This window comes from Euzebya tangerina (assembly GCF_003074135.1).
Lineage (GTDB): Bacteria > Actinomycetota > Nitriliruptoria > Euzebyales > Euzebyaceae > Euzebya > Euzebya tangerina.
In genome coordinates, this window is the sequence record NZ_PPDK01000002.1 from 1 (window position 1) to 14,581 (window position 14,581).

A 14,581-nucleotide genomic window follows, 5' to 3' on the forward strand; every position below is an offset into this window, starting at 1 on the left:
GGTCAGGTTCCCCACGGGTCGGTCAGGTTCCCCACGGGTCGGTCAGGTTCCCCACGGGTCGGTCAGGTTCCCCACCCCGTCGGCCACGCTCCCCGACGTCGCCCGCCGGCGCGCCAGCGACGGAGCGGCCGAGACCAGCGTGGTCCTCTCCGGCTTGGCCATCCTCGGCCTTGCCCTGTTCATGATCCCGCTCGTCGGCCTCATCGTCGCCGCACCCCTCGAGCGCCTGCCGGACCTGCTCCGCCAGCCCCAGCTGCTGGCCGCCACCCGACTCTCCCTGGTCACCTCGACGCTGAGTCTGGTCATCGCCACCGTGCTCGGCGTGCCCCTCGCCTGGCTCTTCGCCCGACGTGACTTCCCCGGCAAGGCGATCCTGCGGGCCGTGGCCGTCCTCCCCATGGTCCTGCCGCCGGTCGTCGGCGGGGTCGCCCTCCTCCTCGCCTTCGGCCGCAACGGCCTGCTCGGCAGCCCACTCGAACGGGCAACGGGGGTCACCCTCCCGTTCACCACGGCCGGCGCGGTCCTGGCCGCCACCTTCGTCGCGATGCCCTTCCTGGTGGTCACCGTGGAAGCCGGCCTCCGACAGGCCGACCGGCGCGTCGAGCAGGCCGCCGAGACCCTCGGCGCCTCTCGTTGGACCATCTACCGACGGATCACCCTCCCGCAGATCGCACCGGCCCTCGCCGCCGGCATGGCCCTCGCGTGGGCGCGCGCCCTCGGTGAGTTCGGGGCCACGATCACGTTCGCCGGCAACTTCGAGGGACGGACCCAGACGATGCCGCTGGCCGTCTTCCAGCTGCTGCAGTCCGATCCGGGCGGGGCCTACCTCCTCAGCCTGGTCCTGCTCCTGGTGAGCGTGGTGGTCCTCGTGGCGATGCGAGGCCGCTATCTCGGAGGCGGGCGATGACCGCCAGACCATCTCGCACGATCGTGCAGAAGCCGGCCTATGCATCGGTTAGGCCCCGATCGTGCACCAATCGGACGGCGCGACGGGACCCGACCCTCAGGCTCGCAGGATGAGTGGACAGCTCCAGCTCGCCGTCACACTCCGACGCGGCGACCTCGATCTCGACATCGGCCTCCAGGTCCAGCCCGGTGAGGTCGTCGCCATCGTCGGACCCAACGGCGCCGGCAAGTCCACCCTCCTCCACCTCATCGCCGGCCTGCTGTCCCCCGATGCCGGCGCCATCCAGATCGGTGCCCGAACCCTCGTCGACACCGCCCGCGACGTCCAGCTGCCGCCCGCCGCGCGCGACATCGGCGTCGTCTTCCAGTCCTACCGGCTCTTCACCCACATGTCGGTGCTCGACAACGTCGTCTTCGGGCCACGAACAGGCCGACGCCAGACCAGGGCCGATTCGCGGCGACGGGCGCTCGAGTGGCTGGACACCTTCGGGCTGGCGGAGCAGGCCGGCAAGAAGCCGACCAGCCTCTCCGGCGGTCAGCAGCAGCGGGTGGCGGTCGCCCGGGCGCTGGCCAGTGACCCTGCCTGTCTGCTGCTGGACGAGCCCCTGGCCGCCCTGGATGCCGAGTCGAGGGCGGACGCCCGCCGGGTGCTGCGGACACACCTCGCCGCGTTCGACGGCCCGGTGCTGATGGTCACCCACGAGCCGCTGGAGGCGCTGGCCCTCGCCGACCAGATCGTCGTGCTCGAGGAGGGCCGGGTCACGCAGACGGGCAGCCCCGCTGACGTGGCCCGACGGCCGCGCTCGGAGTGGATCGCCCAACTGGTCGGGCTCAACCTGTTCCGCGGGCACCGGACTGGATCGCAGGTCGACCTCGCCGACGGCGGCACCATCCACGTGCCCGGCCCCAACACCGGCCTGGCGGGGCGGACCGACCGCGAGGCCCCGCGGGATGCGACGGGGGAGGAGAGCGTCCTGGCCGCGGTGCACCCCCGGTCGGTGTCCCTGCATCGCGCCGAGCCGGCCGGCTCGCCGCGCAACATCTGGCGGGGTCACCTGGGCCAGGTCGAGTTTGCCGGAGACCGCGTCCGCGTGGAGGTGGAGGGGACGCCGCCCATCGTTGCGGAGGTCACCGCACAGGCCGTTGCTGACCTCGACCTGGCCGGCGGCGGAGCGGTCTGGGTGTCGTTCAAGGCCTCCGAAGTCGCCGTGTACCGAGCGTGACCGTCAACACAGAGCAAACAGGCCCACCCGGTCGGCGTGGAGACCATTGACGGGCACGCTCGGCCTGTCCTACCGTCAAGCTCAACGGGCGCCCGACATGAGGGTTGGGGCCGCTGCATCCGCTCCGAAGAAGGATTGAGGGTCCTATGAGCATCTCGTGCCCAGGCCGCGTTCTCTCGACCGTCGCACTGGCACTGGTGCTGGCAGCGGCGACCCTGCTGGCGGTGCCCCCACCGGCGTCGGCCCAGCCCGAGGTCGCCCCTACCCTGTACGTCAACAGCCAGGCCGATGGCGGGGCCATGCCGCGCGCGGCCGGTGTGCTGGACCCGGCAGCCTGCGAGAGCGAGGACGGCAGCGAGGGGGAGTGCACCCTCCGCAACGCAGTGGTGCTGGCCAACCTGGCCCCCGACCTGCAGACGATCGAGTTCCTCGACGGCGTGACCGACGTCGTCCTCACCATCCCGCCATCCGGGGACCCCGCTGACGCGTCGACCGGTTCCCTGGACGTGCTGGAGGACCTCGTCATCAACGGGGCCGGCGTGACGGTTCGACTCCTCGGGTCCCCGGCCCGGTTCACCGGCGGTCCCGGTGATCCCTGCCCGGTTGCGTTCTCCGGCTTCAGCGAATCCGAGGGTGGCATCTTCACGGTCGGGGCGGACCCGTGCGACGAGACGGCCTTCACCGGAGGTGCAGGCATCACCCTCACCGTCAACGGGCTGACGGTTCGCGACGGCAACGCTGGCGCCGGCGGCGGATACCTGGTCTGGTCCCCCAACGAGCTCGTGCTGGACCAGCGCGCCAGGGTGCTGGACAACGCGGCCGACCTCGGTGGTGGCGTGTTCCTCGAGGGCATGGCAACCCTCCGCACCCGCGGCGACGTGCTGTTCGAGGACAACCTGGCGGATGGCGGCGGCGCCATCGGGGGCAGCAGCGGTGCCGTCGTCGATGTGCAGGACACCGACGTCCGCGGGAACGTGGCGTTCATCAGCGGGGGTGGGATGCTGGTCGACGGGGAGGTGACGCTTGCGCGCAGCCAGGTCGTAGCCAACATCGTTGCCCGGCCCGGGGAGGACAAGCCCCGCTTCCTGGGCGGTGGTTTCCTCGACGGTGGCGGTGGCATCACCGTCGCCCCCCTCACCAGCGAGCCGGCGAGCCCGCGCAGCCTGCAGGTCATCGACTCGCTGATCGGCGGGAACTCGGCGGTCTCCCAGTTCGGCGGTGGGGTGCTCGCCGTGTCATTGACCGCTCTGGAGGTGACGGGAAGCAGCATCAGCGGCAACGGTGTCGCGCCAGCAGGAGGTACGGGGCCCTCGCCCACCACGCAGACCGCACCGCTCTTCGGCGGGGGCGTGGCGGCGTTCAGCTCACCCACCACGATCGAGTCGTCGACCATCGCCGACAACGAGGCCACCTTTCTGGCCGGTGGCGTCGGTGGATTCCAGATCCCGACTGGTCCCATCGAGCCGGGTGAGGTGCCGAGGATGGACGTGAGCGTCCGCGACACCACCATCGCGGGCAATACGCTGGTGGAGCCGCCCGCTGACACCGGTCCTGAGTTCCTCGGCGAGGCACCCCCGACGTCCGGCGGTGGTCTGTCGCTGGTGGCCGACGCAGGACAGGTCTTCGCCACGATCATCAACTCCACGCTGGACCGCAACGTCGCCCCCACCGGCGCGGCCATCGCCGCCGTCGCGCAACAGCGGTCTCCTCGCCCGGAACTGCGGTCCCTCGGCGGTGAGGATCCGCCCCCGAGCGAGGTGTCAGTGGCGCTGTTCCACACCACCATCGTCGACAACACCATTCTCGAGCTGACTGCGCCGCCACCGGACGCACCCCCCTCGAGCCACGCCCTCTATGGCGCCGGAAACACGGAGTTCCGACCCTGGAACACACTGATCCAAGGGGAAGGACTGGCGTGTGCGCTGCCGTCCGGCGACGATCCCGAGAGCAGCGATCCGGCGATCCGAAGCTTCGGCGGCAACAGCGCGAACGACGACTCCTGCGAACTGACCAACACCGGGGACGTCCAATCCCAGACCGACGACCCGCTGCTGCAGGACGACGGCCCGCCACCGGTCCGGCCGTTGCCGGAGGGACACTCCGCGATCGACGCCGGCATCTCTAGCCCGGTCGCCCCCACGGGCACCGCTGCCTTCGCCGGAGAGATCAGCTGCGAGGGGCTGGCCGACCAGGTGGGCACCCTCCGGCCGATCGGTGAGGGCTGCGACCGCGGCGCGGTGGAGTACGACCCCGACCCGGATCCCGACCCCGACCCGGATCCTGATCCGCCGCCGATGCCGGGCGACCCGAACCGGCCAGACCGGGTTGGCGGTCCGACCCGCCTCGAGACGGCCGTCCTGGGCTCGCAGGCACTGTTCCTGGATTCCTCGGTCGACACGGTGGTCCTGGCCCGCTCGGATCTGTTCCCCGACGCGCAGGCTGGTGCGCCCCTGGCCGTCGAGCGCGGTGCTCCGCTGCTGTTGACCCAGCCGGACGTGCTGTCGACACCGACGGAGGCGGAGATCCGCCGGGTCCTGCAGGCCGCTGGGAACGTGGTGCTGCTCGGTGGTGAGGTCGCGATCAACCAGGTGGTGGCCGACCGGCTCTCCCAGCTCGGGTACACCACCACCCGGTACGGCGGGCTGAACCGCTTCGGCACGGCCGTGGCGATTGCCGAGCAGGGGCTCGGCTCACCGGACGGCGTGCTGCTGGCCGATGGCGGAGACTTTCATCCCTCGATCGTGGCCGGTGCGGCCGCGGTCGTGGCCGGAGACAGCACGATCGGAGCGTCGGGCGGGCAGGTCGACACGGCGGTCCTGCTCACCTCCGGCGGGGACATGGCACCCGAGACTGCGGCCTATCTGACGGCCGCCTCGCCGTCAGTGACCACGATCGGGGCGGCGGCCCGGACGGCGATGCCGACGGCACCGAACGTCGGTGGCGACGCCGCCGATGATCCGGCGTTGTCGGTGGAGGTGGCCGAGTCGTTCTTCACGGCACCACGGGCCTTCGGCGTGGCCACCACGGCGGCATTCGCGGACGCGCTGAGTGGCTCCTCCATCGTTGGCTCTCCCCGCTACGGACCAGGCCCGATGTTGTTCAGCCAGCCCGACGGTCTGCCAGCGGTCGTCACCGCCTACATCACCTCGGTTGCCGACGGCGTCGAGCGCTCGCTGCTCCTCGGTGGAACGGCGGCGCTGACCGAGGATGTGGCGGATCAGGTCGAGGCGGCACTGACCGCCCCCTGACGATGTGAAGCCTGTCCGTGTCCGGCCGCTCCCTCAACGGCCGGGCACGGACACCCCTCAACAGGCAGGATGCACCATCACCGTGTGTCACACGAGCTGAGCAGCGTCCGGAGCTGTTTGACGCAGAGTGAGATCCGTGAGTACGCTATCGGCACTCCGGTCACGGAGCTGCATCGGTAAGGAACTTGAGGGATTTGAGGGATCACACGCGCGACGTCCGAGGGGGATGCCCTGATGGCGTGCCCGCGCCGCCGTGTGGGACAGCCGATGAGGTCATGTCCGACCGCGACCCGGACCATCACGCAGCCTCCGCGACCGCCTCCACGCAGTCCCACGCCTGACAACACAACAAGGAGCCAGTCCATGTATGTCCTCCCCAGACGGGTGGCGCTCGTCGCCGTCCTCGCTCTGATCGCCGGGTTGCTGGCGTTCGCGGCAGCACCTGCTGCGGCTGGTGTGCCCGGCGTGTACTACGTCAGCCTCGACGACGACAGCTTCAACGACGGGCCGACGCAGGCCGCGAACTGCACGGACACCGACCCGAGTACGGATTGCTCGATTCGTGACGCGGTCCATCTGGCGAACGGGACCCCGAGCTCCGACGGCGCCGACGAGATCAACTTCCTCGACGGCGTGTCGCTGATCACGATCGACGCCGAGCCGTTCGACACCCAGAGCTTCCCCGACGCGAGCCGGACATCCCTGGACGTGCTGACCGACACCGTCATCAACGGTGACGGCGTGACCATCCAGGCCGGCAGCAATGGCATCCCGGACAACTTCACCGGCCTCGGCGGCCCATGTGGCGTGTTCACCGGCATCAACGGCATCGGCTTCTACGAGGAGGGCGGCGTGTTCACGGTTGGCGAGGGCTTCGTCAACTGCTTCAACAGCCCCGAACTCAACGGCAACGGCGAGGCTCTGCCCGCGACGCTGACCGTGAACGGTTTGACCGTCAGCGGTGGCTTGCGTGACTTTGGCGGCGGCTACCTGGTCCACGAGGGCAGCAGTCTGGTCCTGGACCAGGGGGCGGTGGTGACCCAGAACCTGGCGGAGACCGCTGGCGGTGGCGTGTTCCTCCGCGAGCTGGCGACCCTCACCGCGACCGGTGGGTCGGAGATCACTGAAAACCAGGCCGGCCTGATCCGCGAGCGCCGCGAATTCGCTGGCACCTCCGGCTTCGGTACCGGCGGCGGCGTCGGAGGCGACCGTGGAAGCCTCATCGACCTCGACGACGCGTCGGTGTCGACCAACACGGCGTTCCGGACCGGCGGAGGCATCGCCACCAACAGCGACCTGACTGCCACGGACAGCACGATCGACGGGAACACGGCAGGATCCTCCGAGTTCTTCCTCGGACGGATCCCCTTCAACACCGGTGCCGCTGACTTCGACGGGATCGGCGGCAGCGGCGGCGGCGGTATTGCTGCCGGTCCGATCTTCTTCCCGACACCAGGTGACGAGTTCGCCGGTGGCCCCGAAGAACCAGAAGCGTTAGTGATCGTCGAGAGCTCGTCGGTGTCGAACAACACGGTGGCCGGCTTCGGCACCGGCGGCGGCATCGACGTGTTCTTCGGTGAGGAGTTGCGCGTCATCGACTCGACTGTCGCGGGCAACGTGCCAGCTGAGTTCGACGAGCCCGAACCACGCTTCGACGGGTTCCCGGGCAACGCGATCCTCAGCGGCGGCGGGATCGCAGCGATCAACACCCCGATGTTGCTGTCCAACTCTGACGTGACCGCCAACGAGGCGGCGCAGGGCGGCGCCGGGATATCGCTGCTGCAGTTCCCGGAACGACGGATGGAGGAGCCGGAACCCCTGCAGGCCGTGATCGAGAACAGCACGGTGCAGGACAACAGCCTGACGGGCTTCGACTTCTCACCGATCCCGGGGGCGGCCGGCGTGTTCGCCGGGGGCGGACCGGGTCCCCGCGTGGGGGCGGGACTCTACGTGAGCGGCGGTTTCGACTCGGACTTCGACGGCGAGCCCATCCCGCAGCCTGATCCAGCGCCCTACGAGGTCGGCATCTACAACTCGACCTTCGACGGCAACGTCGGCGAGTTCGGCGCGGCGATCGCCGCGTGTGACCTCAGCTTCGACTGCGTCGGCAGCGGCTTCTTCGGGCTCGAGGGCCCCGACCCTGCCCGGTCGCTGGTCCGCTTGGCGATCGGCCACGTGACCATCGTCGACAACGAGACCAACTCCCTGGAGCCCACAGTCGAGCTCCTGGGGGAGGTTGACGAGAGCGAAGGCGTGGCTCACGGCATCTTCACCGAGGGCACACCTGAGGTGAGCGTGTGGAACACCCTGATCCAGTCCGAGGACGACTCGTTGGCCTGCTCCGGCGTCCAGTTCCCGCAGGACAAGCAGGGCGGCGTCGAGTTCATCACCTCGGCAGTCAGCTGGGGTGGGAACTCTGCGGGTGATGAGTCCTGTGGGTTCACCACCACCGGTGATGCTGAGAACCAGGTCGACGACGCTCTGCTCCCCAACCCGGCGGCGGATGTACCGGTTCGGCCGCTGCCCGAGGGTCACTCCGCGATCGACACGGGGATCGATGTTCCGGTGGCGCCGGATGCCGACGCCCAGTCGGCGCTGGCCGAGCTGGACTGCACGGTGGGCTTCCCGGATCAGGTCGGGACGGTGCGGCCGCAGTTGGAGGCGTGTGATCGGGGTGCGGTGGAGTTCACCGTTGAGCCGGTTGATCCGGTCGATCCGACCGATCCGCCCAACCCGGGCCCGGGTGATCCGGACATGCCCGATCGTGTGGGTGGTCCGACCCGTCTGGAGACCGCGGTGCTGGGCTCCCAGTCGGCCTTCCCCGACTCCTCGACCGACACAGTCGTGTTGGCCCGGTCGGATCTGTTCCCCGATGCCCAGGCTGGTGCACCGCTGGCGGTGGAGCTGGATGCGCCCTTGCTGTTGACCCAGCCCAACGTGTTGTCGACGCCGACGCAGGCTGAGATCGAGCGCGTGACCGGCGGGGCCGGGACGGTGGTGCTGCTGGGTGGTGTGGATGCCATCGAGCCGCAGGTTGATGACCGGCTCAAGGAGCTGGGTTATGACACGGTCCGCTACGGCGGTGAGAACCGGTTCGGCACGGCGGTGGCGATTGCTACCGATGGGTTGGCCAGTCCGGACAACGTGTTGTTGGCTGATGGTGGGGACTTCCACCCCTCGATCCTGGCTGGTGCGGCGGCGGTGGTTGCTGGTGACAGCGACTTCGCCCAGGACGGCGGCCAGGTCGATGCGGCGGTGCTGTTGACCTCCGGCAGTGATGTGGCGCCAGAGACCGCGGCGTATCTGGAGGCGATGGTGACCGACACCTCGTCGGTGACCACGATTGGTGCGGCTGCGGCCGCGGCCTACCCCCAGGCGGAGAGCGTGGGCGCCGACGCGGCGGATGATCCGACGTTGTCGGTGATCGTGGCCGAGACGTTCTTCGAGGGTCCGGTGGCGGTTGGTATTGCCACCACGGTGGACTTTGCGGATGCGTTGTCGGGCTCGTCGGTGGTCGGCAACCCGCGGCTGGGTCCGGGGCCGATGCTGTTCAGCACCCCTGACGGGTTGCCTGGTGTGGTCGGCCGCTATCTGGAGGCCAACACCGGCACGATCGAGCGGACGTTGTTGTTGGGTGGTGAGTTGGCGTTGTCGGCCCAGGTCGAGGACGACATCGAAGCCGCCCTCGGCGGCGGCTGAGTCCAGGTCAGGCCCACATCCGGCCGTGACACCAGCAGCTAGGCTGTGACCTTCGACGGGCCGTCCCTTCCACCGGGGGCGGCCCGTCGGCTGTCCGGTCCATCCGTCCACGGTCTCGCCAGCGATGGGGTGTCGGGTACCTGACCGTTCGATACGCCTCACATCGGGCGCCGGATCAGCCGATGAACATTTCGATGCCGACGTTGGCTTTTGCACCCGTCATGCGTCACCCTTTACACCGGATTCCCCACGGACATCCGACCTTCCCACATCACCGCAGGCAAGGTGTCACCCGATGACAACGATCAAGCTCACCGTTCCCCCTGACCAGACTCCCGCCGAAGAGGCGGAGCTGGTGGCCCGTGTCGCGGCCGCCATCGCCGAGTCGACCGGGGAGACCGACATCACATTCCAGCTCACCAAGACCGAGGAGGTCAAGGTCGCCGGAGCCATCGGAGACCGCATGGCCGTGGGCTCCCGCTGGAACGCCTGATGGGGCGAACCCTCGCCACCAAGATCTGGGACCGCCACGTCGTCGGCGAGGACACGGCTGCCGACCCGGGTGCACCATCCCTGCTCTACATCGATCTTCACCTGGTCCACGAGGTGACGTCACCGCAGGCCTTCGAAGGGCTGCGTCTGGCGGGTCGCGATGTTCGCCGTCCCGATCTCACGTTGGCCACGATGGACCACAACGTGCCCACCACGGACCGCTCGCTGCCCGTCACCGACGAGCTGTCGAAGAAGCAGATGGACGTCCTCCAAGCCAACTGCGACGACTTCGGCATCCGACTGTTCAACATGCAGTCGAGGCAGCAGGGCATCGTCCACATGATCGGCCCCGAGATGGGCGTCACCCAGCCGGGGACGACGATCGTCTGCGGCGACTCGCACACCGCGACCCACGGCGCCTTCGGAGCGCTGGCCTTCGGGATCGGCACCAGCGAGATCGAGCACGTCCTGGCCACCCAGACGTTGACACAGGCCAAGCCGAAGATGATGGCCATCGAGGTCGAGGGCGACCTGCCGCCGGGCACGACGGCCAAGGACCTCATCCTCGCCATCATCGGACAGATCGGCGTGGACGGCGGGATCGGCCACATCATCGAGTACCGCGGCGACGCGATCGAGGCCCTCTCGATGGACGAGCGCATGACCGTGTGCAACATGACCATCGAGGCGGGCGCTCGTGCCGGCCTGATCGCGCCGGACGAGACGACCTACGCCTACCTGAAGGGGCGACCGCACGCGCCACAGGGCTCCGACTGGGACGCCGCACTGGAGTCCTGGCGAGAGCTCGTCACCGATGACGACGCCGAGTTCGACACCGTGGTCAGCTTCGACGCGACGCAGCTGATCCCGACGGTGACCTGGGGCACGACACCCGACATGAGCGTGCCAGTCACCGGGGCCGTGCCCTACCCGGATCAGACCGAAGACGCCGAGCAGACCCAGCGGGCCTTGGCGTACATGGGACTGGAGGCCGGGACTCCGATCACCGACATCCGGCCTGACCGGATCTTCATCGGGTCCTGCACGAACGGCCGCATCAGCGACCTGCGCAGCGCCGCCCGCATCCTGCAGGGCAAGACCATCGCCGACGGGGTTCGCGGCATGGTGGTCCCGGGCTCTTACCCGGTGAAGATGCAGGCCGAGGCGGAGGGGTTGGACGTCGTCTTCACCGACGCCGGGTTCGAGTGGCGCGAGCCGGGCTGCTCGATGTGCCTCGGGATGAACCCCGACACCCTGGCGCCGGGGGAGCGGGCTGCCTCCACCTCCAACCGGAACTTCGAGGGTCGGCAGGGCAAGGACGGCCGCACCCACCTGGTCAGCCCCGAGATGGCGGCCGCCGCAGCGGTCGCTGGCCACTTCGTCGACGTGCGCGACCTCGTGGCGGCCGACGGCAGCGCGGCAGGGGAGGAGACCTCGTGACGCCGGTCACCGTCGTGCAGGGGACGATGATGCCCCTGGACCGTGCCGACGTCGACACCGACCAGATCATGCCCAAGCAGTTCCTGAAGCGGATCGAACGGACCGGCTTCGGCGAGTTCGTCTTCTTCGACTGGCGGCAGGACCCCGACTTCGTCCTGAACGCGCCCCAGCACCAGGGAGCCACGATCCTGGTCACCGGCCCCAACTTCGGGTCGGGCTCCAGCCGGGAGCACGCACCGTGGGGACTTCACCAGTACGGCTTCGACGCCATCCTCGCCCCCAGCTTCGCCGACATCTTCAAGTCCAACTGCGCGAAGATCGGGCTGCTCTGCGTGGAGTTGCCGGAGAAGGTCTGTCGTGCCCTCGCCGACCTTGCGACGGAGGAACCGGACACCGAGTGCGTCGTCGACCTGCCCATCCAGAACGTGACGGCCGGGGAGATCGACCAGGACTTCGACTTCGACGCCCACACCAAGCACATGCTCACCAACGGGCTCGACCAGATCGGGCTGACGCTGGAACGGGACGCCGAGATCGCGGCCTTCGAGGCGGCACGGCCGTCGTTCATGCCGGTGACCCGCTCCTGACCTGCGTCAGCGGCGGAGCGCCGCCCGCGCTCACCGGGGGCAGTCGGGGATGATGTCGATCCCCGGGTTGTACGTGGGATCCTCGGGGAAGCCGGGGCAGTCGTCACCGGGCGGCAGCGGTGGCGGATCGTCGTCCGATGGCGGCGGCTCGTCGGCCGCTGGAACCTCCGCGGTGTCGCCCCAGACGGCGATCGGACCGCGATCACGGACGGCGTCGACACGGGTCTGTGACCGCACGGTCAGGGGCACGCCGAGCGCCATCACGAGTGCGTTGGGGGAGCCCGCGACGCCTGAGACCGTGCACGTCGTGCCCGCCGGCAGATCGAGGTAGACGGCCGCCGTCTCATCAGCACCGTTGAGGCAGAAGACCCGCGCCAGCGCGTCGCGCTTCCAGACCCGGATCGTGTCTCTGGCCGGTGCCGGCCAGCTGGTGTCGATCGCGGCGGTCTCCGCCACCTGCACGGCTGCGGTCACCTGCAACGGGTCGTGGTCGGTGCCGAGCGCGGCGATGTCGGCGGTGATCTCCGGGCCGGAACCCGTGGCCAGGACCGTCGTCGGGTCGTCCGCCGGGTGCATGGCCCAGGTGGTGATGGTCACGCCGTCGGAGTCGGCGGAGAGCGAGATCGTGCACGTCGCGGTGGCCTCCACCTCCTCGGAGGCTCGCATCGTGCTCCACGGCGCGACGGCCACCGCTTGACCGGTTGCCGCGTCCAGCGGCAGTTGTCCCGCGAGGACGACCCGGTTGCTCGGGCCGCCCGCGGCCGGATAGCGGTCACAGGAGGTCGCCGAGCGCAGGACGACCGGGTACGGCACGGGCCGCAGATCGGTGACGACGGGGACGACGTGGACGGCAACCGTCCCGCCCGGCGGGTTGGCGCTGGGGTCGGTACCAGGATTCGGGTCGCCGGAGTCCAGTCCGTCGGGCCGAACCCAGCTGCGGCTGACCGTCGTGGATTCACCGTTGGCGAACGTGACCCGCAGTGTGGAGTCGCAGAACTCCCGCGTGCCGTATGGCGGCACCTGCAGGACGACGTTGCCTCCGTCGTCGATCTCCACCGCGCCGGTCCCGTCGTCGGTTGCCGCTGCCAGACACCCGTCGACCTCGAGAGTTCGGCGGGACGCCAGGTCGATCGGATCGACGGCGATCAGGACGTTCGCGCCAGCGTCGACCGTGGCGCCGTTGCCAGGTCGGACCTGGACGATCGGCGCTGGCGGCAACCCCGCGCCTCGCCGGCCCAGCTCACAGGTCTCGGCCGACACGATGCAGATGATCGGCTGGTCCCGGTCCGGCGTGCGGCTCTCGATCAGATGGGCCTCCGTCTCGGTCGGCAGCGCGTCCGGGGTCGCCAGCAGGACCGGTGAGTTGCGGGCAGCCGCCACCGACGCCACGGCGAAGCCAGCCGTCCAGGCTCCCTCGCGAGTCCCCTCGATCAAGGTCCAGCCGCTGTCCGAGGTGGTGTCAGCCACGACCTCGGCAGTGGTCTTGGCGATCTCGACCGCGGTGCCGAACCGGTTGGGGCCGGCGATCCGGGTGGCGGCCGACAACTCCTCCACCTGGTCCTCAACCGCGCTGCCGACCGCCGCGGTGCCGCCGACGATGTAGACCTGCTCCACACCGTCGGCGATCAGCTCGCGCGTCCGACTGGACAGCACCCCCGAGTCGGTCAGCAGAATCGGCCAACCCGTCTCGGCCCCCATCGCCCCGGCGGCCAGCGCATCGGCGAAGGCCTGCGTGGGGTTGTCTGTCGACCCGTAGGCACGCGCCAGGATGACGGTGTCCGAGGCGCCCATGTGGCCGGCGATCTCCACGGCCGTCGAGATCCGATCCGGACCGAAGACCCGCTCGACCTGGACATCCATCGCGCCCAGGTCGGCCACGATCTGCTCGCCGACGGCGGCGGTGCCGCCGAGGACGACGGCACGGTCCACGCCGAGGCGGGAGATCTCGTCGGCAACGACCCGGGGCAGGGACTCCTGGCCCGGAACGAGCAGGAGCGGCCGGGTCCCCTGCATGCCCCCGGAGGCCAGTGCGTCGGCGAAGTCGTCGTCCCGGGCGATCAGCACCTCCGTCACGTCTGCGTCCGCGGGCAGTTCACGCGAGATGGCGACGCTCAACTCGGCGGCGGTGCCATAGGCGGCAGCGTCGATGGTGGTGGTCCCGGTCGGGGCGTCGGTGCTCGTGCCACCGCTACCGTCATCGTCCGGCGCCTGGCCGGCGGCCGGAGCCACCAACGCTGCCACCACCAGCAGCAGGGTCACCGCCAACGCGGTCGCGAACCGAGTGGTCTGGCTCCCCGTGATGCTCATCGTGCGGGCCAGTCTGGTCTCTGCGGAGGTCGACCACAAGCCGTCCCGCACGCCCGCCGGGCCGGTGATGCTCGCCCTCGCCCAGCATCCGTGCGACGATTGCGGCATGGCCTCCCCTCAGCCACGTCCTCAGGCCCCCCGGGCGAAGGTGCCTGCGCACGCCTGGACCTGGCTGCAGCGGTCCCGACCGGTGCTCTCCGAGATCGCCCAGCAGTTGTACGGCAGCGACGCCGACGTCGGCGTGATGGACCGGCTCAAGGCAGACCACGCCGCGGACCCCTTCGTGGAGGACCTGGTCGCTCGCGTCGTCTGCGATGTGGCGTTCAACGGTCGGGTGCCCACCCGCCGTCCGCCAGGAACCCGGTGGGACCGTGGGCTCACCTGGTGGGCGGCCCATCTCGCCGGGGTCGGGGTGGCGGAGTTCGACCGACGCTCGTCCGGCCCGTCGACCTCCCAGGAGGTGCTGTTCGGTCCAGAGCCCGAGCCGCCATCCGAACGCCCCGAGGTCCAGCCGACCCGGCGCAAGCCGCTGGTCAGCGTCGAGCGACGGGCCATGGTGCAGGCTCTGCGCGATCTGCTCTCCGCCGGGGACGGCCGGACGGTCCCCGCGGACGCCGTTCGTGCCCTTCTGGACTCCCTCGGCGCTGACGAGAACTAGAACGGAGCGATAGGGTGGTCG

Annotated in this window: 9 protein-coding genes; 8 read left to right on the plus strand and 1 reads right to left on the minus strand. The window is 69.8% G+C overall.

Going from position 1 to position 14,581, the window contains the following annotated elements:
* The 7 genes from modB to leuD all read left to right on the plus strand — a co-directional run.
* Positions 1-907 (plus strand): molybdate ABC transporter permease subunit (gene modB / locus C1746_RS15920; protein WP_205711931.1); only part of this gene is annotated, 907 nt, incomplete at its 5' end.
* 109 nt (positions 908-1,016) lie between these two features.
* Positions 1,017-2,129: an ABC transporter ATP-binding protein gene (locus tag C1746_RS15925; RefSeq protein ID WP_116715767.1), complete on the plus strand. Its 1,113-nt coding sequence runs from the start codon at positions 1,017-1,019 to the stop codon at positions 2,127-2,129.
* A gap of 146 nt (positions 2,130-2,275) precedes the next feature.
* Positions 2,276-5,377, plus strand: coding sequence for a cell wall-binding repeat-containing protein (locus C1746_RS22565; protein WP_205711932.1), 3,102 nt, complete (start codon positions 2,276-2,278; stop codon positions 5,375-5,377).
* 363 nt (positions 5,378-5,740) lie between these two features.
* Entirely contained in the window at positions 5,741-9,076 is a 3,336-nt protein-coding gene (locus tag C1746_RS15940; protein ID WP_162867840.1) for a cell wall-binding repeat-containing protein, read from the plus strand.
* A gap of 295 nt (positions 9,077-9,371) precedes the next feature.
* The gene (locus tag C1746_RS15945; protein WP_116715769.1) at positions 9,372-9,569 is read left to right on the plus strand and encodes a hypothetical protein; all 198 of its coding nucleotides are present in this window, start codon (positions 9,372-9,374) and stop codon (positions 9,567-9,569) included.
* Positions 9,569-11,008, plus strand: coding sequence for a 3-isopropylmalate dehydratase large subunit (gene leuC, locus C1746_RS15950; RefSeq protein WP_116715770.1), 1,440 nt, complete (start codon positions 9,569-9,571; stop codon positions 11,006-11,008). Before C1746_RS15945 ends, leuC begins: the two co-directional genes overlap by 1 nt.
* Positions 11,005-11,595, plus strand: a complete 591-nt coding sequence (leuD, locus tag C1746_RS15955) for a 3-isopropylmalate dehydratase small subunit (RefSeq protein WP_116715771.1) — start codon at positions 11,005-11,007, stop codon at positions 11,593-11,595. Before leuC ends, leuD begins: the two co-directional genes overlap by 4 nt.
* Positions 11,596-11,625: 30 nt before the next feature.
* Here leuD and C1746_RS15960 read toward each other — a convergent pair whose 3' ends face one another.
* Complete coding sequence (locus C1746_RS15960; protein WP_162867841.1) at positions 11,626-13,902, minus strand: cell wall-binding repeat-containing protein; 2,277 nt, start codon at positions 13,900-13,902, stop codon at positions 11,626-11,628.
* Between the two features lie 106 nt (positions 13,903-14,008).
* Here C1746_RS15960 and C1746_RS15965 point away from each other — a divergent pair, with 106 nt between their 5' ends.
* Entirely contained in the window at positions 14,009-14,560 is a 552-nt protein-coding gene (locus tag C1746_RS15965) for a hypothetical protein (RefSeq protein WP_162867842.1), read from the plus strand.
* The last annotated feature ends 21 nt before the right edge of the window (positions 14,561-14,581 follow it).

Excerpts from the sequence above, each read along its gene's own strand:
- C1746_RS15925 (WP_116715767.1), top strand. The coding sequence starts at position 1,017 with ATGAGTGGACAGCTCCAGCTCGCCGTCACACTCCGACGCGGCGACCTC.
- C1746_RS22565 (WP_205711932.1), top strand. The coding sequence starts at position 2,276 with ATGAGCATCTCGTGCCCAGGCCGCGTTCTCTCGACCGTCGCACTGGCA.
- C1746_RS15940 (WP_162867840.1), top strand. The coding sequence starts at position 5,741 with ATGTATGTCCTCCCCAGACGGGTGGCGCTCGTCGCCGTCCTCGCTCTG.
- C1746_RS15945 (WP_116715769.1), top strand. The coding sequence starts at position 9,372 with ATGACAACGATCAAGCTCACCGTTCCCCCTGACCAGACTCCCGCCGAA.
- leuC (WP_116715770.1), top strand. The coding sequence starts at position 9,569 with ATGGGGCGAACCCTCGCCACCAAGATCTGGGACCGCCACGTCGTCGGC.
- C1746_RS15960 (WP_162867841.1), bottom strand. The coding sequence starts at position 13,902 with ATGAGCATCACGGGGAGCCAGACCACTCGGTTCGCGACCGCGTTGGCG.
- C1746_RS15965 (WP_162867842.1), top strand. The coding sequence starts at position 14,009 with ATGGCCTCCCCTCAGCCACGTCCTCAGGCCCCCCGGGCGAAGGTGCCT.